Origin of the sequence: Clostridium akagii DSM 12554, from assembly GCF_000686725.1 — a bacterium.
Lineage (GTDB): Bacteria > Bacillota > Clostridia > Clostridiales > Clostridiaceae > Clostridium_I > Clostridium_I akagii.
Map to the genome: position 1 here is coordinate 101,018 of NZ_JMLK01000007.1, position 22,081 is coordinate 123,098.

Annotated in this window: 15 protein-coding genes and 1 pseudogene; 12 read left to right on the forward strand and 4 right to left on the reverse strand. The window is 30.8% G+C overall.

The window, feature by feature from the left end; translation table 11 throughout:
- Nucleotides 1–8: 8 nt before the first annotated feature.
- Together BR66_RS0102770 and BR66_RS0102775 are read left to right on the forward strand one after the other, a co-directional pair.
- A complete protein-coding gene (locus BR66_RS0102770) occupies nt 9–719 on the forward strand; it encodes a GNAT family N-acetyltransferase (RefSeq protein WP_026881521.1) in 711 nt (236 codons plus the stop codon).
- Nucleotides 720–908: 189 nt separating this feature from the next.
- On the forward strand, nt 909–1,679 hold the full coding sequence (locus tag BR66_RS0102775) for a hypothetical protein (RefSeq protein ID WP_026881522.1): 771 nt from the start codon (nt 909–911) through the stop codon (nt 1,677–1,679).
- Nucleotides 1,680–1,787: 108 nt separating this feature from the next.
- Here the strand turns inward: BR66_RS0102775 and BR66_RS0102780 are convergent, their stop codons facing one another.
- The gene (locus BR66_RS0102780) at nt 1,788–3,383 is read right to left on the reverse strand and encodes an ABC transporter permease/substrate-binding protein (protein ID WP_035795345.1); all 1,596 of its coding nucleotides are present in this window, start codon (nt 3,381–3,383) and stop codon (nt 1,788–1,790) included.
- The gene (locus tag BR66_RS0102785; RefSeq protein ID WP_026881524.1) at nt 3,383–4,510 is read right to left on the reverse strand and encodes an ABC transporter ATP-binding protein; all 1,128 of its coding nucleotides are present in this window, start codon (nt 4,508–4,510) and stop codon (nt 3,383–3,385) included. The genes BR66_RS0102780 and BR66_RS0102785 overlap by 1 nt, the downstream gene beginning before the upstream one ends.
- A 465-nt stretch (nt 4,511–4,975) precedes the next feature.
- Between BR66_RS0102785 and BR66_RS26360 the strand changes: the two genes are divergently transcribed.
- The 9 genes and pseudogenes from BR66_RS26360 to BR66_RS0102835 all read left to right on the forward strand — a co-directional run bounded on the left by BR66_RS26360 (nt 4,976) and on the right by BR66_RS0102835 (nt 16,282).
- Entirely contained in the window at nt 4,976–7,300 is a 2,325-nt protein-coding gene (locus tag BR66_RS26360) for an SH3 domain-containing protein (protein WP_242841095.1), read from the forward strand.
- A 247-nt stretch (nt 7,301–7,547) separates the two neighbouring features.
- Nucleotides 7,548–8,636 carry a GerAB/ArcD/ProY family transporter gene (locus BR66_RS0102800; RefSeq protein WP_026881525.1) on the forward strand — a complete coding sequence of 363 codons (1,089 nt, stop codon included), beginning with the start codon at nt 7,548–7,550 and terminating at the stop codon, nt 8,634–8,636.
- Between the two features lie 22 nt (nt 8,637–8,658).
- On the forward strand, nt 8,659–8,847 hold the full coding sequence (locus BR66_RS0102805) for a hypothetical protein (RefSeq protein WP_035795347.1): 189 nt from the start codon (nt 8,659–8,661) through the stop codon (nt 8,845–8,847).
- Between the two features lie 25 nt (nt 8,848–8,872).
- Nucleotides 8,873–10,482 (forward strand): annotated as a pseudogene (locus tag BR66_RS23030) (spore germination protein).
- A 20-nt stretch (nt 10,483–10,502) separates the two neighbouring features.
- Nucleotides 10,503–11,690 (forward strand): Ger(x)C family spore germination protein, encoded by a 1,188-nt coding sequence (locus BR66_RS0102815; RefSeq protein ID WP_026881527.1) that lies wholly within the window; start codon nt 10,503–10,505, stop codon nt 11,688–11,690.
- A 23-nt stretch (nt 11,691–11,713) separates the two neighbouring features.
- Nucleotides 11,714–11,932, forward strand: a complete 219-nt coding sequence (locus BR66_RS0102820; protein WP_026881528.1) for a hypothetical protein — start codon at nt 11,714–11,716, stop codon at nt 11,930–11,932.
- 33 nt (nt 11,933–11,965) lie between these two features.
- Nucleotides 11,966–13,045: a GerAB/ArcD/ProY family transporter gene (locus BR66_RS0102825; protein WP_026881529.1), complete on the forward strand. Its 1,080-nt coding sequence runs from the start codon at nt 11,966–11,968 to the stop codon at nt 13,043–13,045.
- 94 nt (nt 13,046–13,139) lie between these two features.
- Nucleotides 13,140–13,595 (forward strand): NanQ anomerase/TabA/YiaL family protein, encoded by a 456-nt coding sequence (locus BR66_RS0102830; protein WP_026881530.1) that lies wholly within the window; start codon nt 13,140–13,142, stop codon nt 13,593–13,595.
- A gap of 251 nt (nt 13,596–13,846) precedes the next feature.
- Nucleotides 13,847–16,282, forward strand: a complete 2,436-nt coding sequence (locus tag BR66_RS0102835; RefSeq protein ID WP_084156294.1) for an EAL domain-containing protein — start codon at nt 13,847–13,849, stop codon at nt 16,280–16,282.
- Nucleotides 16,283–16,406: 124 nt separating this feature from the next.
- On the opposite strand, the gene BR66_RS0102840 is transcribed toward BR66_RS0102835, so the two are convergent.
- Nucleotides 16,407–19,532, reverse strand: coding sequence for an MMPL family transporter (locus tag BR66_RS0102840; protein ID WP_026881532.1), 3,126 nt, complete (start codon nt 19,530–19,532; stop codon nt 16,407–16,409).
- 14 nt (nt 19,533–19,546) lie between these two features.
- Nucleotides 19,547–20,221, reverse strand: coding sequence for a TetR/AcrR family transcriptional regulator (locus BR66_RS0102845; RefSeq protein WP_026881533.1), 675 nt, complete (start codon nt 20,219–20,221; stop codon nt 19,547–19,549).
- Between the two features lie 214 nt (nt 20,222–20,435).
- Between BR66_RS0102845 and BR66_RS0102850 the strand changes: the two genes are divergently transcribed.
- Complete coding sequence (locus tag BR66_RS0102850; RefSeq protein WP_026881534.1) at nt 20,436–22,073, forward strand: ABC transporter ATP-binding protein; 1,638 nt, start codon at nt 20,436–20,438, stop codon at nt 22,071–22,073.
- Nucleotides 22,074–22,081: the final 8 nt, after the last annotated feature.

Below are 22,081 nucleotides of genomic sequence, written 5' to 3' on the forward strand. Positions count from 1 at the left end.
AAAATTTTTTGATTAAAAAAAATGAAATAATAGAATATTTAAAAAAAGATGAAATTAACAATATAAATATGACTAATTTTATGGAGAACTACCCAATATATTATACAGAAAAAATAGGTGATTCAGTTATTGCTAAAGGGACAAGTGATAGAAATTGGATTTACATAAGTTCTAAATCGGAAGAAGAACTCACCATGATAATGGGAGGACTTGATAATAGTGATAAAAACTTTGCTGTAATGGAAGATTGGATGATTCCTATATTAAAAAAGGGTAATAAAATAAAGTGGAAATTATCTACTATGAGATTAATATTACCCCATGGAACATCTATACCTGAACCAAAACAAGGTGTATCCAAATTAACAGTTAGTGATGCTGAATTTATATACGAAAATTCAGATTATAAAGATTTTATATCTACTAAATACATAATTGAAAGAATAGCAGATGGGGAGAGTTCATGTATACGTTATGGGGATATACCAATAGCTTGGGGGATTACCCAGGATGATGGCGCTATAGGATTTTTGCATGTTTTGCCTGAATATAGAAATATGGGATATGCAAAAGACGTAATGATAGATTTAATTAAAAAAATTAGAGATAAGAAAAAAATCCCATTTGGCCATATTGAAGAAAAAAATGAAAAATCTATGAGGCTAGCTCTAAGCTTAGGATTTGAAAAGGATAAAGTAGTTAGCTGGGCAGGAATTTAAGAGTTAAGAGTTAAAAGAGAAGAGAAAGAGGGAACGTACATAGATTTGTGTAAAATAAAATCTATGTACGTTCCCTCTTTTTATTTCCAGTGTTTATCTTTTGTTTATTATTAGTTTAGTAAAAGGTTAGAAATTGGTTTTATAATAAGATTAGTGAAGGCATGAGAATATTTAGAGGGAGCAATAATTATGAGGGAAAAATTAGTAGCACAAGTTTTAGCATTTATTTTATTATTCAGTGGATATACGCTAACGTCTCCCGGAGTAATAAGTAATACAAACAATAATGCACCTATTTTGGGAAGTACTCAATATATAGAAAGAATTCAGAAAGTGGCTAAAGTATCTGGGAACCGAAGTGCATTGTCTTTAATCATGATAGATGTAAGTAAAAATGGGGATCAGCTTGACAATAATCAATCAGACAACATTAAAAGATTTCATAAATTAGTAAGTTCACTGATTTATAAAATTGGTTATGTAGATATAAAAACTCATTATTTCAGAAATCAGCTAAATAGAGCACCTAAAACCCTGAAACAACTAATGCTAATAAATAAAAATGTTTCAGTTAACAAACGTTGGATATTACTTAACGCTATAAATTCAGGCTATCATATGCAGGGAGTTGATGGAGAATATAACCTAAAATTCATATCTTATGATGATTTTTATGAAGCTGTTTATAATAAAAAAGGAATACTTTTAGATGAACACAATGATCCAATTAATATGGGTACATATAACTATGCTGCTGGAATATGTAGCAACAAAGCTCATATGAAATTTGATGTGGATCCTTACCTTATATATGGCAATACTCTAAATTCAACTCAAAAAGGTAAGGATAATATAGATTTAGGTGTAAAATCAGCATATCTTAATTATAAAGAGCACGCTGCAAGTGTTTATATATACCGCAAAAAATTATTCGGAATGCAGAAAGGTAGGGTTGAATAATTAATTATAATATTGTTAATCATTATAAAAATAGAGAACACACATAGATTTATGTAAAATCAAATCCATGTATGTTCTCTCTTAACTCTTAACTAATTTACTTGTAGACTACTTGATTAATTTATTTGCAGTTAAAAAGTCATCTGCAACTTTTTTTGGATCCTGACCAAGTTTATCAACCTTATAATTTAGGTCTATCATTTTAGTAGCAGTAATTTTTCCCTCTAATTTACTAAGGAGTGGTTTAAGTTCTGGATATTTTTTAAGGGTTGCGGTACTAACTATTGTTGAACAATCATAGTTAGGAAAGAAACCTTTATCATCTTTTAAAACTTTAAGTTTATATGATTTTAATAGTCCCTCGGTACTAAAAGCATCGATAGCATCCACTTTTTTATTAGCTATGGATTCATATCTTAGACCTCCATCGATAGAACTAACACTCTTAAATTTAAAGCCATATAATTTAGAGATGCCTGAGTAACCATCAGCTCTATTACAAAATTCTAATGTAGCACCTAGATTAAGTTTGTCTCCTACTTTTGCTAGGTCTGAAATGGTTTCTAGATTATATTGTTTTGCTGTATCTTGTCTTACTGATAATGTATAAGTATCATTAAAACCATAAGGTTTTAACCAAGTTATACCATAGTTTTTAGCATAATAATCACTTACAGTTTTAAAAGCTAAAGTTGGATCACTAATAGGTGCTCTCTTCATAATACCGACTAAACTCATTCCAGTATATTCTGGATACATGTCTATTTTACCGGATTTTAGCGCAGTATAGGCTATACCTGAGCCGCCTAGATTTAAATCTTGTTGCACTTTAATATCTGTATTTTTTTCTATTAATGTTGATAATATATTACCTAATATGAGTTGTTCACTACTGTTGTAACAACCGACCACAATTACGGGACCTTGTCTAGTAGCGAAAAATACACCACTACCTACTATAACAACGACTAAACAACCAGCTATGATTTTTTGTATTTTGCTAAACTTATATTTTTTTCTTCTAGTTGGAAGTTTAATTGTTCCATCTCCTTTTCTTATTCCTGGAGGTGTTACACCTTGTTCAATCTTACCAATAATAAAGTCCATTAATAGAGCTAATATACATGCTGGAATTGCTCCGGCTAGAATCATATTGTTATCTACGACTTGGACTCCTGAAAATACCATATAACCAAGTCCACCTGCACCTATAAAGGCTGCAATTGTCATAAGACCAACAGCAGTAACTGCTGCTATTCTTATACCTGACATGATTATTGGGAATGCAAGTGGTAATTGAACTATTTTAAGTATTTGTTTATTTGTCATACCCATACCTTTAGAAGTTTCAATTACATCTGGATTTATATTAATAAGCCCAATGTAGGTATTTTTTATAATAGGTAGTAAGGAATATAAAATTACCATCAATATGGCTGGGGTACTACCTATTCCAAGTACTGGTATTAGAAAACCTAATAATGCTAGACTAGGGATTGCCTGCATTACATTTGCAATGCCTATAACTGGTCCTGATAATTTCTTGTATCTAGATATTAATATACCTAAAGGAATTCCAACTATTATGGCTATAAGTACAGAAATTAGGGTTAATTGAATATGCTGAAGTGTTAATGTTATTATCTGGTCTTGTCTTGAAACTACAAAGTCTTTGAATTTATCTATTGTATTTAATATATTCATTATAATTCCACCTCGTTGTTAATATACTGACTGCTTAAAACACCGAGCAAGCTACTTCTAGTAATTAGACCAACTAGTTCTGAATTATCATCTACAACGGGTACATAACCTATATTAAGTTCATCCATCAAAGTCAATATATCTACTAGGGAATCATTAATGTTAACAGTTTTAATATCTCTTCCCATAATAGTTTCCACCTTTGTAGAACCTATTTGGCTTATTCCAATATCCTTTAACGTAATAATTCCTTCTAGTTTATCTTCTTTATCAACAATTAATAAGCTGTCTACTTTATTTGATTTCATGATTCCCACAGCTTGAATTATTGTTCGGCTACCTGTAATTTTAGCTGGCTCTTTAATCATAATATCTTTAGCTTTTATGAATTCTGGTTCTTGCCATATTCTGTTTTCTCCTATAAATTCCTTAACAAAATCATTGGCAGGATTTTTTAGAATCTCTTCAGGAGTATCGAACTGAAGAATATTTCCACCATTCATAATACAAATTCTATCTCCCAGTTTAATTGCCTCATCCATGTCATGAGTTACAAAAATTATTGTCTTTTTAAGTTCTTGCTGAAGATCAAACATCTGATCTTGAAGTTGACCTCTAGAAATTGGATCTAATGCACTGAAAGGCTCATCCATAAGAATTATATCAGGATTTGTTGAAAGGGCTCTTGCTACTCCAATTCGTTGCTGTTGACCTCCACTTAACTCACATGGATATCTGTCCTCAAATTTTTCTGGTTCCATTTTTATCATTTTTAAAAGTTCAGTTATTCTTTTAGCTACCTTTTCTTCTGGCCATTTTTCAAGGCGGGGTAGTAGTCCAATATTTTCACTTACAGTCAAATGTGGAAGTAGTCCAGTTTGCTGTATTACATATCCCATATTTCGTCGTAGCTTAATTATATCTTCTTTCATTATATCCTTACCATTTAAAAGGATATTTCCTGAAGTAGGTGAAATTAACCTATTAATCATTTTTAATGTTGTGGTTTTACCACAACCACTAGGGCCTACTATAACTATAAATTCTCCATCATTTACGGTAAAACTGGTATTGTTAATTACTTTCTGGTTTTTAAAAATTTTGGTTATGTTATTAAATTCTAACATATTTCCTCTCCTCAATAATATAATAGAAAGTCAGCCGATGTTTATCAATTGCAACTGGCAACTTATATGTTATCATAGAGTTGTCTGTTTTCAAAACCGCATAAGACGGCATACTCAATGCTAAGAAAAAAGGTAGAGTGTCCCATAGGAGCTATACTGCATCATTGTATACTTATAGCTAGTATGCTAGCGGTGTCATGAAATGGAAATTTATCTTAATAATGTAATCAATATAATGAAAACCTTTCCATGTTTTTCAGGGAATTATAATAGTTATTTAACTGCGAACTCCAAGTTTTATCAAAATATAATGTATTATAATGACTTAAGGTGTTAATATTTTGTTAATCCATAGCATGGTGTTAATGAATTATTAAAGGAAATGTTATATAATGTATTTACAATAAATAATTAGGTTGAAATAAAGCTGGTTTTAAAACTAACTTTATTCGGGGGGAATTGAAATTGGGAAAAAAAGGTTTGAGCATTATTATTGCAATAAGCATATTAGTAGCCGTATTACCAGGAAAGAGTGCTTTTGCAGGCACCACAACTACTACGAAAGCACCAGACTCCATTTATGGTATTAGTTATGAAGGTCACGTGCAAAATATTGGATGGCAGGAACCAGTTACTACAATTGGCGATCAGGCAGACATAACTGCCGCTTCAGAAGCAGGTACTGATGGAAAGGGACTTAGAGTAGAAGCTTTAAAAATCACAGGCACTAATTTACCACAAGGTGTAAGCATTACATACCAAGGGCACGTACAAAATATTGGTTGGCAACCAGCAGTTACAACAAATGGTAACACAGCAATTGCTTCTGCGTCAGAAGCGGGTACTGATGGAAAAGGTCTCAGAGTAGAAGCTTTAAAAATCACTCTAAATGGGTTACCAGGATATGCTATAGAATATCAAACACATGTGGAGAATATTGGGTGGCAAGCACCGGTACAAACTGTAAATGGGACAGCTATTACTGGTGCGTCAGAAGCAGGTACCGATGGAAAAGGTCTTAGAATGGAAGCATTAAGAATAGAGATAGTAAAGACAGCTTCTGAAAAAGTAGCAGAAGTAGCTGCAATAGATGCAATTACAAAGGCGCAAACCTCAAAATCAGATGCAGACATACAAGCTGCAACGACTGCAGTACAAGCTGTCAAAGATACTACAGAGAACGCAGCATTAACTGCTAAAATAGCAACGGCTAAAGTACCAGCTTCAATATACGGAATTAGTTATGAAGGTCACGTGCAGAGTATTGGATGGCAGAAACCAGTTACTACAACTGGAGATCAGTCAGATATAATTGATGCTGCAGAAGCAGGTACGGATGGAAAAGGACTTAGAGTTGAGGCTTTAAAAATCACAGGCACCAATTTGCCACAAGATGCAAGCATCACATACCAAGGTCACGTACAAAATATTGGATGGCAGGATCCCGTTACTGAAACTGGTAATAAAGCCATTGATATTGCTCCAGAAGCAGGTACGGATGGAAAAGGACTTAGGGTAGAAGCTTTTAAAATTACTCTAAATGGTTTACCAGGATATGCTGTAGAATATCAAACTCATATAGAAAATATTGGTTGGCAAGCACCAGTACAAACTTTGAATGGTACATCTATTACTGGCGCAGCAGAAGCAGGTACGGATGGAAAAGGTCTTAGGATGGAAGCATTAAGAATAGAAATAGTAAAAACTGATGCAGAAAAAATAGCAGAAGTAAGTGCTATAGATGCAGTTACAAAAGCACAAACTACCAAATTAGATACAGATATACAATCAGCCACAACAGCAGTACAAGCTGTTAAAGATACAATAGAAAATGCAAAGTTAACTGATTTAATAAAAGGAATAGCAATACCAATACCATATACTACTGGATATGTGAATAACACAGACTTTACAGTTGATCTTAATGTAAGATCAACATCTAGTACAAGTGGTACGATATTGGGTCAGCTATACGATTATGCAAAGGTGGAAGTTCTGGGTAATGTAACTGCCAATGGTATTGTGTGGGACAAAATTAATTATAATGGCGGTATTGCCTACGTATCTAGCTCCTATATACAAACATATACTTCGCCACCAGATAGTGTTGTTAATACTGCAAGTAAGATAACTACGCAGTTTGAAGTGGGAGATTTAACTCAAATTGCAGGAAATTCTGATGGACAAGGATTATCTTTGGGATACCTTCAATGGTGTATAGGTCAAGATTCTCTGCAACCACTGTTAAATAGAATGGACAGAGAATATAATTCTGAACTTAAAAGTATTTTTGGGACAAACTATAATGTTTTGCATGCAATGATACTTGACACCCAGGCAAATCAGCTTAAATGGGCTCAAAGCATTAATGACGGTTCCAATAATATTAGTGAACCTTGGCATTCTCAACTTGTTAATCTATACAAAAATTCGGATTATATAAGCATTGAGAATGATGCACAAATTTATTATGTTAAACAAGCAATGCTTATCTGCACTAAATATAATTTGAAAACTGTAAGAGGTTTTGCTCTAGCTTTTGATATTGCTGTGCTTGATGGAAGTGGAAGTGTACTGGGAAGCACAAATGCTGAACAAACAATTACCGCTACCATTGCCCAAAATCCCAATATTTCTGAAAAAGATTTATTAACAGTTATTTCAAATGCTGTAGCAACAACACCTGATGATAAATCAAGAAAAACGGCTATAATTAATGGACAAGGAGTAGTTCATGGTATTATGCTTTATTTAGATAAGGATTTTGGTTTAAGTGATAATTTGTATTAACAATTAGTGTAAATTAAAATATTAGGTTCAGTTAGCCTGTAGTCTTTATTATAAGACTACAGGCTAACTGAACCTAAATCTTTCTCAAATAATTAAAACAATAGGTCACTATACATATTAAAAACATTAGTGGTTAATATATAGGTATAGGATACTACCTTTTAAAGTTAGATATATTTATAAAGAGGGGATATGAAAATCTGACTTTTAGTGCTGCTACCCTATTAAAGATAAGGATGGGAGTCAAATGATACATTTAAGCAAGCATCAATTATTTTCACTAATGTTTTTATTTGAAGTAGGTAGTACATCTGTTTTTGCATTAGGAATTGACGCTAAGCAGGATGCTTGGATAGTAATATTACTTGCTTTATTAATTGGTTTAGGTTTTGTGTGGATTTACACGGAACTTCAAAGTGCATTTCCTGACAAGAATTATGTTGAAATAATTCTTATAGTGTTGGGGAAAAAACTTGGAATACCACTTATTTTACTTACCTTATTAGGTTGCTTTTGGCATAGTGCTCGTAATCTTCGAGAATTTGGTGAATTAATAATTATAACTGTACTTCCAGAGACACCACTATTATTTATAAATTTTATATTCCTATTAGTTATTATATATGTTCTATTTAAAGGAGTTGAAGTATTAGCTCGTGCCAGTGAAATAATCATGCCTGCTATTGTAGTATTTATGTTAAGTTTGTGTATATTAGTTTACATATCCGGAGATGTAGATTTTACAAATCTTACACCAATTTTAGGTGATGGTATTAAGCCAGTTCTAAAAACTTTGCCTAGTCTAGTAGTATTTCCATTTGGAGAGATGTTTGTTTTCCTAATGTATTGGAACTATGCAAATGAAAAAAAAGTTGTAAGAAAGACTGCAATGAAAGCTGCTTTTTATTCTGGAATACTACTTTGCATAACTGTAGTTATGGATATAACTGTATTAGGAGCTAAATATGTTTCAATTGCAACTGTACCTTTAGTAGAAACTATAAGGTTAATTAATATAGGTAACATAATAACCAATTTTGATGCTATCGGAGTTATTATTTTATTTTTTGGCGGATTTTTCAAGATGTCCATATATATCAATGCTGCTGTTTTAATTTTAAATACATTATTTAAAATTAAAAAGCATAATAAGTTGACAATTATTTTCGTAAGTATATTTTTGTTATGGTTCGCCATTGTATTTGAGCCTAGTTATGTGTTTCACCAATGGATGTTCCCTTTTGATGTACACTATTTCGCTGTGGTCTACACTAATATTGCACCACTATTATTATTGATTATTTACAAGATAAAAAAGAAGCGATCTGAATTATAGATATTTAAAGGTGATGAGTAATATGTGGATTATAGAATTTTTACAAAAGTTCTTGGAAGGAAGAGGATTTTATCCGTCATTAATGGTTATCTTTTCTTGGGGATATACTATTCTGTTAGTTGGAGTACTCATATGTGAAATTTTTCTATATATTTTCAAAGTGAAATATTATAATCCAGAGTTTAAGAAGGATGTTAATAAAAAAGTTTAGGAATCTGAAAGAAGGGGTAAGGGCAATGCTGGACTATTTATATAAAAAACTTAAGTTTCTACAACTTAAAAATCCTAAAATCAATAATGAAAGTACAGAGGAAGAGACTGTAGAGCCCGAACTTTCTTTTAGCCTTAAAGATAATTTAAATATTTTGAAAAAAATTTTAGGATCAAGTAATGACATAATTTATCGGGAATTTTCTTTTGGTTCTAAATTACAAATTAATGCAGCAGTTATATTTTTAGAAGGTATGACGGAAAAAACAACTATAAATGAGACAATAATTAAACCTTTTATGTATGAAAGTAAATTATATAATTTAGAAAATGAAAGTGAATTAGAATTTGGTAATTTAAGCATTATAAAAAATGCGTTAATTTCTGTTGGAAATGTAAAGCAGACCTCTATTATAAATGAACTCCTGGATGGATGCTTATCTGGAGATACTATATTTCTCAGGGAAGGTTCTAAGGACGCTTTAATTATTCAGTCAAAGGGGTTTGAAACCCGAGCTATAGAAGAAGCTAAAACTGAAGCCGTAGTAAGAGGACCTAGAGAAGGGTTTTGCGAAAATATTGCTACGAATATGACATTACTCCGCCGTAAAATAAAAAATCATAATTTATTATTTGAAACAATGCAAATTGGTACACAAACAAGGACTAGTGTATGTATTGTTTATCTAAAAGGTGTTGTTAACCCTAAGCTCATAAAAGAAATAAAAAAAAGACTAAATAGAATTAGTGTAGATGCCATTTTAGAGTCAGGTTATATCGAACAATTTATAGAAGATGCGCCTTATTCTATTTTCCCTACTGTGGGCAATTCTGAAAAACCTGATTCTACAGCGGCCAAAATATTGGAGGGGAGGGCTGCTATTTTAGTTGATGGAACTCCCTTCGTGCTTACTATGCCTATGCTTTTTATCGAGGGTTTTCAAAGTGCAGAAGATTATTATTCAAGACCGTTTTATGCAAGTGTTGTAAGAATATTAAGGTTTATTGCTTTTTACGTAAGTGTGTTAGCCCCAGCTACTTATGTAATATTGTCTACATTTCATCAGGAACTAATACCAACCACATTATTATTTACTATGGCCGCAAGTCATGAAGGGGTTCCTTTCCCGGCAGTTATGGAAGTTGGAGTTATGATGATAACTTTTGAAATTTTAAGAGAAGCGGGAGTACGTTTACCACGTCCCGTAGGTCAAGCGGTAAGTATTGTGGGCGCTTTAGTAATAGGTGAGGCAGCAGTGTCAGCAGGTCTAATTGGAGGACTTACGGTTATTGTGGTAGCTCTAACAGCTATTTCCAGTTTTGTAGTTCCTGTGTATACAGATGTTATTTCTATTTTACGAATAATGTTTCTTGTTTTAGGGGGAAGTCTAGGTATATTTGGAGTTGGAATTGGTTTTTGATAGTACTAGTACACGTGGTATCCCTAAGATCTTTTGGAACGCCATATTTAGCGCCATTAGCACCACTAAGTGCAGAAGATTTAAAGGATACATTTATAAGAACTCATCTTTGGAATATGTTTACTAGACCAAGAACTATAGTACGCCAAAATTTGAAGAGGCAAAGTGAAGGGGCAAAACCAGAGCCACCAAAAGGTAGAGTAAATAAGGATTAGAAATATATGGGGTGAATTTGATGAAAAAATACATAAGTGTGTTTATAAAAATAATTGTATGTATTTTCATAGTTATAAATCTGACGTCTTGTTGGGGTGCTCATGAATTAAATAAGCTAGCAATTGTAATGGGGGTTGGAATTGATAAAGGAAAAGCGAATGATATGGTAGACATAACGGTTCAAGTGGCAAAGGTGCTAGATATTAAAAGTTCGCCCAAAGGGTCAAGTGGAAGTGTAGGTGGAAGTGATTCTGGTTATTTGAATTTAGAAGAAAAAGGAAGGAGTATTTCCCAGGCGGTAAAAAATATAAATCGCAAAATAAATCGTAAGTTGTTTTTTTCACACAATCAAGTAATAATTTTAGGGAAAGATGCAGCAGAAGCAGGTATATCAAAGTATATTGATTTTTTTCTACGTTATCGTGAGAATCGTCTTTTAGTATGGGTTATAGTAGCTAAAGGAAGTGCTGCTGAAATGTTAGATATAAAACCTGGACTTGAGACTACTCCTGGAAGAAGTATTGGTGAATTGATTAGAAACCAAGAGGAAGATACATCATTAATGCCAGCTGTGGAGTTAAAAGATTTTGCATCAAGACTTATGAGTAAAACCACATCACCCATTGCACCTATAATTGAAGTATCAAAAGAAGATAAGAAAAAAACAGTGTATCTTTCAGAAACAGCAGTATTTAAAAAAGACAAAATGGTTGGAACCCTTGATAAAAAAGAAACTCGTGGTCTTTTATGGGTGATTAATAAAGTTAAAGATGGAGTTATTACTGTTAGCATGCCGGATGACAAGGATAAAGTGGATATTGAAACAACACATGTTAGCAGTAAAATAACAGCCGAAATAAAAGATAATAAACCAAAAATGAAAATAGAGATAAAACAAGAAGGGGATTTACAGGAGCAAACTTCTGCTGAAGATTTTGCAAATCCAAAAGCTTTTGCTATTCTTGAAAAATCCGAGGAAGATATTATAAAAGAAGAAGTGATTTCATCATTAAAAAAATCACGAGAGCTAAATGCTGATACATTTGGATTTGGAGATATTATATATGAGCATTATCCTAAACAATGGATGGAAATGGAGAAAAATTGGGATGAAATATTTCAAAAGATCCAAGTGGATGTAAGTGTCCATTCGAAAATAAATAGAACAGGAAGAATTACTAAACCTATTATGTCACCAGATAAATAGTATTAACTATAATGAGGTATAAAATGATTTTTTTATTGATAATGATTTTTATAGGTATAATATTGATTGAAGTTCCAGGGCTAATTAAAAATAAATATTGGCATGAACTTAAAATATTTTCTGTATTTTTAATTATAGCATTTATAATGAGTTTATTTTATATAATAGGTATACCAATACCTAATCCTGTAAAGGGAGAGGAATATTTGATAAAGCATATATTACATTTAAATTATAAATAAAGTTAATTTTTATACATAAGGGTAGTGTCAATTATGAAAATTGAAAAAGGTATAATATCAAGCTCACAATTAATGTTTTTAATTATTGGTTTAATTCAAGCGTCCACACTTACATCAGCTTTCATAAGTGGAATAACAAAACAAGATACTTGGATAGTTTTGTTAGCAGGGTTTATAATATGTTTATTTTTGTTATGGATATATACATCGATGAGTAAAAAATTTCCTGGTAAAAATTTAATAGAGATAAATGGGAAAATATACGGTGAGTATTTTGGAAAAATCATGGGTATACTATATATTTATTATTTTTGGTTCATAATCCCTGCAAATCTAAGATTTATAACAGACTTTTTTTCTACATATCTTTTTCCAGAAACAGATAATGTCGTATTTGCAATAATTACTATAATAATATGTATATACACTGTAAAAAAAGGAATAGAAGTAATAGCTAGATCTGGATTTATTTTGGCTATATTATCTATAATAGTATGTATATTTATTACCATAGTTACCATAAAGGATATGCGATTATCAAATTTTCTACCTTTTTTTCAAGTAAATTTTAAAGAATTTATTGAAGGAACTAATCTTATAATATCAATTCCATTTGGAGAAATAATTGTATTTTTGATGATCTTTCCATATGTTAACCACATAAAACAAGTAAAAAAAATTGCTTTTGGAGGTCTAATTATAGGGGGCATACTTTTTTTTAATGTAATTTTCCGAAATACAGCTATACTTGGGAATATAGCGGGCATTCAAGTAATTCCATCCTATCAAGTGGCAAAAAACATAAATATAGGAAATGTTATCGAAAGAATGGAAGTGTTAATAGCAGTAGTACTTTTATTTAATGTATTTCTAAAAATTTGTATTTTTTATTATGCTACAGTACTGTCCATAGCTCAGGTTTTTAAATTACGATGTTATAAACCATTAGTGATTCCTGTTGGAGTTATAAGTGTTATACTTTCAATGACTATGTTCCCTTCAACAGTGGATGAAGTGTACGCAGCAAGTATATATTCCGTATTTGTGATTCCTTTTATAATTATATTTCCTGTTATTTCTTTAATTATAGCTTCAATTAGAAAATTGAACTAATTGCTATGTTTTTGCAGTAATGAAATGAAATTGATATAATGACTAGTACAAGTAAAAACTATATACTAAAATAATATTGAAAGAAGGGTATAAAATGATTTTAGACAAGTTAGAAAATCAAAATTTATATACAAATATAAATAGCAACATTAAAAAGGCTTTTGAGTTTTTAAATAATAATGATATAAAGAATCTTAAGGATGGCAAATATGAAATAGATTCTGATAATGTGTTTGCACTTGTACAATCTTATATTACAAAACAGGATAAAGAAAATAAATGGGAATCACATGAAAAATACATAGATATTCAGTATATAGTTAACGGTGAGGAAACTATTGTATGGTCACCAACAAATCAACTAGCAGTAGATCAAGAGTATTCTAAAGAAAAAGATATAACTTTTTACAAAGAAGCTAATCATTTTTCAAAAATAAATTTAAAAAATGATTATTATTGCATCTTTTTCCCCAGAGATGCTCATAAACCAGGTTGTATTTTTGATAAACCAATGAATATAAAAAAGGTAGTTATAAAGATTAAATTATAATATAAAATTTCACTATAAACTTGTCCAAAATGCATAAACACATTTTGGACAAGTTTATTCATTTTTAATAGTATAAAGAATATCATCATCAACACAATTATAATGTTAAATGAAAAAAAATTTTTTCATACATGCTTTATTCCTTATTTAAAAATAATTCCGTGTAGAAATTAGAGGGAATATAGAACTATATGTAGAATGATAAAGAAGTGAGAAAAATAAATGATTAATTACCTGCTCTGAGTTCAATAATGTATGATTTTTATTTTGGAGATGATCTTATTAATATTTTTTGGTTTACGTTGTTATTTACATGTTTTATTATTTACATATTTTTGGGTATATATATTTATAAAATAGATAATAAATCAAAAGTTAACTGTATATTTTTAGCTTTATGTATTTGTTGTAGTCTTTGGGCAATAGGATATGCATTTATGCTAATATCTCCAAATATAAAGGTTGCATATTTATGGAGAGCAGTTTCAGTGGTGGGGTATTGTTTCTTTTATGGGTGTTGGTTGAATTTTGCATTGCTGCTAAACAGCCCAAATCATAAAAAATATAGTTTGAAAATAAAGTTTTTAATATACATTCCTTCAATAATATTTTTTATAAGTAATATAACAGATGATCCATCACAGGTAATGCTTAGACGATACTATGGTTGGATAAGCATCGCAGAAGCAAGAGATGTTTATTATGATATTATGATTCCAGTGGTTTTTCTAATAGGACTTATATTAATATTTTTAAGGGGAAGAAACTCTAAAAAAAATAGAATTAAAAAACAGACAAAAATCATTTTGATAACCAGTATTATAAGTTTTGTTTTGGGAGTAACAACAGATGTAGTTTTGCCAGCAATGGGTATCATCGTTTTTCCTTCAGCGGTTATAATGGGGTTAATAATAATTGTTGGAATTTATTATGCCATAAATAAGCATAGGATGATGGCTATTACTCCTAAATTTATGTCAGAATATATTTTTAATGCTGTTAATGAACCTATTTTTATTTTGGATGAGGGTTTTGTTATAAAAGATTGTAATCAGGCATCTTTAAATATAACTGAACATAATTATGAGGAATTGGAACAACAAAATTTCAATACATTAATTAATAACAAAAATTTCCAATTAAAAAATGTAATTAAAGAAGGTTATGTTAATAACATTGAAATTAATTTGCAAAAAAAGAGTAAGGATTATGTTGCATGTGAATTATCAGCAACAGTTATATACGATGAATATAAGGATATACTAGGGGTCATTATTTTATTACATGATATTTCTGAGAGAAAGCTAATAGCGGAAATGGAAAGAAATAATACTTTGAAATTAGAAAAATCAAATGCAACACTTAAAAATCAGATTAGGGATAGAATACGTGCAGAGGAACAAATACGTCACTTTGTATATTATGATGCTCTTACAGAAATTCCTAATAGAAAAAAAATGTTAGAAAATATTAATAAATTATTGGATAATGGAAATGAAAAATTTGCAGTTATTTACATAGATTTAGATGATTTTAAAAATATAAATGATAAATTTGGTCATCAAGCTGGGGATAATATTCTTAAAACGGTGGCAGGAAGATTAAAAAATATTATCAGTGAAAATGATACAGTTAGTAGAATAGGTGGAGACGAATTCATAATTATAGTAGAAAATTTAAATTCATCTTTACAGGCTGAGGAAATAGCAGCGGACATTGAAAGAACATTAAGAGTACCATTCATTTACAATGAAGAACATTTATTTATTGGAGCGAGCATAGGCATAAGTATATTTCCAGAACATGGCACAGATGCTGATACTTTAATTAAAAATGCTGATTTAGCCATGTATGAAGTTAAAAATAGTGATGGTTATGGATATACTTTGTATTCTTCAAAAATGAATGAAAAAGTTATGGATAAATTAGAGATGAAAATAAAATTAAATAAAGCAATGTTAAATAACGAATTTATAACTTATTATCAACCGATTATAGATTTAAAATCAATGAAAGTGTTAAATACAGAAGCTCTTATAAGGTGGAAACAAGGGGATATAATTATTACACCTATAGAATTCGTTCCAATTGCTAAGAGTATAGGTGAAATGGTAGCCATTGATAATTGGATGTTAGAAAATGCATGTATACAGTGTAAAAAATGGCATGAGCTTGGTATGAAAGATTTGTGTATATCAGTAAATACATCATATACACAACTAAAACAAATATATTTTGTTGAAATAGTGGAAAGCATACTGAATAAGAATTCGCTACTTCCAATGTATTTAAATCTTGAAATTACGGAGGACGAAGCTATTGAGGATCCTGAATCAATTATATATATATTGACACAGCTGAAAAAGCTTGGTATTAAAATTTCGTTAGATGATTTTGGTACCGGATATTCTTCTCTTAGCTATGTGAATAAATTGCCTATTGATATAATAAAAATTGATAGATCACTTATAATGAATCTAGAAGAAGATTCTAAAAATATATTGATTATTAAATCAATAATAATGATGGCACACGGTTTGAATATTAGAGTTGTTGCAGAAGGAATTGAAACAGAAGAACAATTTAATATATTAAATGATCTTCAATGTGACTTAATTCAAGGATATATAATTGGAAAACCTATGGATGCATCAGATTTTCAGAAAAAGTTCATATTAGGCATTTGAAAAGAAATAATAATTCAAATCACAATTGTGGAGTGGGTTATATTTTTATTTAAAATGGCTGCATCACATAGAAATTTTTACTATGTGATGCAGCCATTTTCATATTAATTTTTGGAACATTTTATTATGCAATAAAATCTTTATCAGAAGAATCTTTTATTTCTTTTTTTCTTTTTGATGATATATTTTCTGATAAAGAAATTAAAGCAGGAATAACTATTGGTAGAAGAATACAACTTAGCAGGAATAATCCTGTTACTACACAAATAGCGAGTTCCATTAATATGTGGATATTTGATGGATATAGTGTGGCAAAAGTACCTGCAAGTATCAGAGCCGCAGACATTACTACTCCCCCAATGTTTCTAGCTGCAAGGACTATAGCTTCCTTTGGATCTGTATCCGGATATTCTCTAAAACGTGTCATAAGGAATATGCTGTAATCAACCCCTAGGGCCGCTATTACTACAAAGGAGAAGAATGGTACATTCCAAGACATTCCACCTACATCACTAAATAATTTTGATGTTAAGAAGGAGGTTACAGAAATAGCGGTATAATAGGCTACTAATAAAGATCCTACTATATATACTGGGATCCAGAAAGATCTTATTACTAGTACTAGTAATATAAATATAGCTGAAAGCACTATTATTTGTGTAAATGTTATATCATGAGTTGCTATATTATTTAAATCATTAGTATTAGCAGTTGGACCAGATATTCCAAACTTAGCATCAGAAAGGCTAGTACCTTTTAATTGATTTTCAGTTATGGTATTCATTTCATCTATAAGCTTTATAGATTCTGGAGCATAAGGATCTGATGTTAGAGTTACAGTAAGTTTTGTTATCTTTCTATTCTTTGACATATATGCATCAAACATTTTATTTATATCAGGAGTACCTAAAGCTTCGTTAGGTATATAAAATGATTGTGTATTTGTTAATTGTGTTAAGAAGCCATTAGCTTTATTTATTCCAGTGTTTATTGTTCCTAGTCCATCACTGCTTTTGCCTATACCATCTTTAAGTTGTGTCATTCCACCACTTAGGGCAGTAAGGCCGGTATATAAAGTATTTTGACCATCTTTAATTTTTCCTGCTCCTGCTTTTAATTGAGCCATACTAGAAATTACTGTTTTTTGACCTGCGCTTCCTTGTCTAAGTCCTGAAGCTAGACCAGCTTCACCTGTTTCAAGTTGAGCTAATCCCGTTACTAACTTAGAATTTGGACCAGTAGCTTCTATGCTTTGTTCTAAACCACCATTTAGAAGAACTAGGTTCTTATTTAAATTATCATAATTACCATTTAATTTGTCAATATTTTGTGATACTCCACTCAGCAACATTGAAAGACCTTTTACTTGTCCTTTTAGTTTGGCAACATCTGGATCATTGGGGAGCTTAGCGCTAATTAAGTCTATTGTAGCATTTATTGAGTCAATTGAACCATTGATTTGGGCCACTACCGGTCCAGAAGTATCTATTATGGACTTATAACCCTGGCCAAGCTGAACATAACCTGATTGAACTTCAGTCATATTGTCTGATATTGTTTGTAAACCTGCATTTAGACTAGCTATGCCAGCTTTTACTCCAGCAATACCAGCAGTAAGTTTATCTGCACCACTCGCACCTTGATCTATACCAGCATCAATTTTAGTTAGTCCATCAGTAATTGATCCAATACCAGTCTCAAGAGTTCCGGTACCATTGGCAAGATCTTTAACACCAGAAAAATCAGGGGTATTAAGACTAGTGCCGATTTTCTTTAAACCATCGTTTATTTTGCTGACACCATCATTTGCAGAACCAAGTCCCGTTACCACAGTTTTAGTTTGAGTATTTGTATAAAAACTGTCTATGGGGTCTCCCTTTGGTTCAGTTACACTGGCAACTTGTTTAACTCCATCTAACGTTTTTAGTTTTTTTGTTAATGAATCAACAACTGCTAAGGATTTATTGTTATCCATTGGGGTTTTACTTTCTAGTACAATAGTAGTTGGCATAGCTTTTCCTCTGCCAAATTTATCTGAAACTAGGTTAAAGCCTTTTACTGAAGGTGTATCAGGACTTAAATCCTTAAGACTATCAAAGGATAATTTTGTGGTATTAAATAATATCACTGGGGTTATAATAGCAGCAACTACTAGTAAAGATATTGCAGGATGCTTTACAGAAGCTGAAGTTACATTTGCCCATATTTTACTCTCTTTGTGACCTGAGGAATCATGTGAAGGCCAAAATAATTTTCCACCAATAAGTTTCATTAGAATAGGTGTTAACGTTAAGAGTTCTAATAAAAGTACAGCTATTCCAATAGCTACAGCATTAGCTGAACGATAAATTGGAAATTGTACAAAACTAAGGCTAGCAAAAGCCATAAATACTGTCAGTCCACTGAAAAACACTGTTTTTCCAGCAGTTTTATAAGTAGTAACAATTGCATCTTCAATAGATAATCCATGACCTAATTCTTCTTTAAATCTATTAAATAGGAGTATGTTATAGTCTGTGCCTATACCAAATAATACAAGAATCATAAACATTTGAGTTAAACTGGTTATTGGGAAGTTAAACACATTTATTAAAATTCCTATTATTCCCAAAGAACATAGGTAAGCAATTCCAACTGCGAATAGGGATATAAAAGGTGTAACTACAGAGCGGAACATTATTATAAGTACCAATAATATAAATATAACGGTTAAAATTGCACTTTTTGAAACACCTTTATTTGTAGCTACTAAATAATCATTGTTTATTGCTAGTGCACCTGTTATATAGTGAGTTGTTTTAACGCCTTTTACTGCATTTGTAAATCCATCTATTATAGTTTCACTATCTCTAGTTCCTTTGTCATAGGTAACCTGAGTTATTAAGGTAGTACCATCTTTCGATATAAGTTGATCTTTAGCATCAGGAGTACTAAAAGGATCTACTATATTATTTATTTTTAGTGAAGATTTACGGTTACGAAGGGTTTCTATACCTTTTTGGATATCTTTCATACCGGCGTCAGATATTTTTTTGGGATCATTAAAAACGAATATTGCGGTATCACCCTTTGAGGTGCCCATTTTGTTTATCATATCAGCTGCAAGTAAGGATGGTGAATCTTCACTAATGGTAGCTTGACCCTTTTGGTTTAATATTTGTTTTAGGTTAGGTTGGTTTAATGCAAATATAACAGTAACTACTACCCATATAGCTAACAAAACCCAACGAATTTTTAACATTTTTCGCATATTCTTCTGCCCCTTTATTTTCCTCGATTTTTACTTAAAATTTCATCTATGGCTTTTTTTACTTCATCGCTTTTATAATTTATATTTAAAGCTTGAAGATTATAAATAGTAAGTGCATAGGCACAATCTGTAAGACTATTTGTGCTATTAGTTTGAAGCCACTCCATTATTACATTGTAAAGAGTTCCTATAAATGCTAATGAAAATATTTTTACATCAGGTGTACTTATATTGGAGCATTGCTGCATTTCTTGAAAATATCCTGCGGTGTAATTAACATATTTTTGAGTAACCTCGGCTCTTTTTCTTTCGAAATTTGGATTTAAGCCCACAGCCTCTATAAGTAGAATTTTTGCCAGTGGACTATTCAATTCTATAACTTTTAAGAAGAAAGCTATTGCTCTACTAAAACCCAAGTCGATTTCTTTATTTATGTTTTCCATGGCGGCGCAAAGTGCATTATTAAATAACTCTTCTGAAACCTCATCATAAAGTATCTCAAACAAATCTTCTTTGTTTTTAAAATAAAAGTAGAAAGTTCCTACTGATATATCAGCTGCTTCCACCACATCTTTTACCGTAGTAGCATGATAACCTTTTATGGAAAAAACTTTAATAGCAGTGCAAATAATATGTTTCTTTTTCAAATCTTTTCTTTCTTGTGTTGCTTTTGAACTTTTATAAACCATTGTATCACCTCGACTCAAGCGTAGAACGACGTCTCATTTTATATTTATTATAAAGTGATTCATTATAAATGTCAATAAGGTGCAAATGTTTATGATTAACTTAGTTATAAATAAATTTGTAAAGAAAGTGAATTGAACATAAAGCTTGACTATTACCTTGGGTAATACTGTATAATCATTATATACGTAATAAATTTAGAAAGGAATAGTAAATATGGGTAAACTAAGTAGTATTTTAAAGCTGAGGCCGTATATAAAAAAACACAGGTTAATTTTTGTGGCAGGGATTATAGGTATGTTATTAGGTTCAATTGTTTCCACTCCAGTTCCGTATATTATCGGAATCATTATGGATAAGGTACTCATAGCGAAAAAAGGATATAATCTTTTATATATGTATGCTAGTGTAATAGCCATATTATATATTTTACGTTATGTTATTTCAATTGCTTCAAATTACATGTTTGTTAAGATTAATAATTTGGTAGTCAATGATCTTAGGTGTTCTGTAATGGATAAGGTTATGGAATTACCAATGAATTATCTTGCTAATACTGAGAAGGGGTACGTTCAGAGTAGAATAGGAGAATGTAGTTCTGTTGGGAGTATCTTTTCACCAACTTACATAGGTATAATCTTGAGCTTAACCGATGCTGTACTTGCATTAGTAACAATGTTTGCTATAAATTATAAGCTTTCCATAGTAGTGCTTATATTGACGCCTTTGTTTTTCTTTGCCACAAAGATGTCTATGGGTAACTTCATGAAGAATACAAAAGAAATGTTAGAAAATAATGCAACGTTAAATGGAGAATGTTTTGAAATAATCAATGGCATTGAGGATATAAAAATACTTAATGGAAAGCAGAGTCATCTCAAAAAGTTTAATAAAAAATTATCTAAACTTGTAAAGAGTAGTTTAAAACAAAGCAAATCCACGATTATGTTCATGGGCAATATAACGGTTATTAATAATTTTGGCACTCTTTTAGTACTACTGGTTGCAGGAATTCTAATTTTAAAGGGACAGTTTACCGTTGGACTATATACATCTTTTTCTTTGTACATAGCTAAGGTTTTTAGTAGCGTTCAAGGAATAGGGACTTTAGGAACTATGATAAAACCAGTATGTCTAAGTATTGAGAGGCTTTACGAACTTTTAGATATGGATGATGAAAATACTGGTAAAAATCAATTTTTAAATGATAAAATCAATAATATCAAACTAGAAAATGTAGTTTTTAAATATAAAAACAATACAAAAAACGTGCTAAATAATATAAATTTCGAAATAAATCAGGGTGAAAAAGTTATTATTAAAGGAGAAAATGGTTCTGGTAAATCTACAATTATAAAACTGCTACTGGGATTGTATAAGCCAGATGAAGGTAAAATATTATGTAACAATATAGATATTTCTGTGATTAACAATAAAAGTTTAAGGGAAAGAATAGGAATTGTATCTCAAAGTATATTTTTATTTAGAGGAACTGTTTTAGATAATATATTGTATGGACAAAATGAAAAGAAACTTGAAGATGTGGAAACACTTATAAAAAAATTGGGACTTGTGGAGTATATAAATAGATTGCCGAAAGGGTTAGACACTGAAATTACACAAAATACTTCCGGAGTTTCAGGTGGACAAGCGCAGGTAATAGCTTTTATAAGAGTAATTCTTTCTAATAAGGATGTAATAATTTTAGATGAGCCCATTTCAAATGTAGATGCTCTAACAAGAGATTTAATTTTAGGTATTTTAAGGGATGAAGATTTTGAAGGAACATTAATTGTTGTTTCTCACGTGGTAGAAGGCATGGATTTTATTAATAGAGTTATTGAAATAAAGTAGAATTTTCA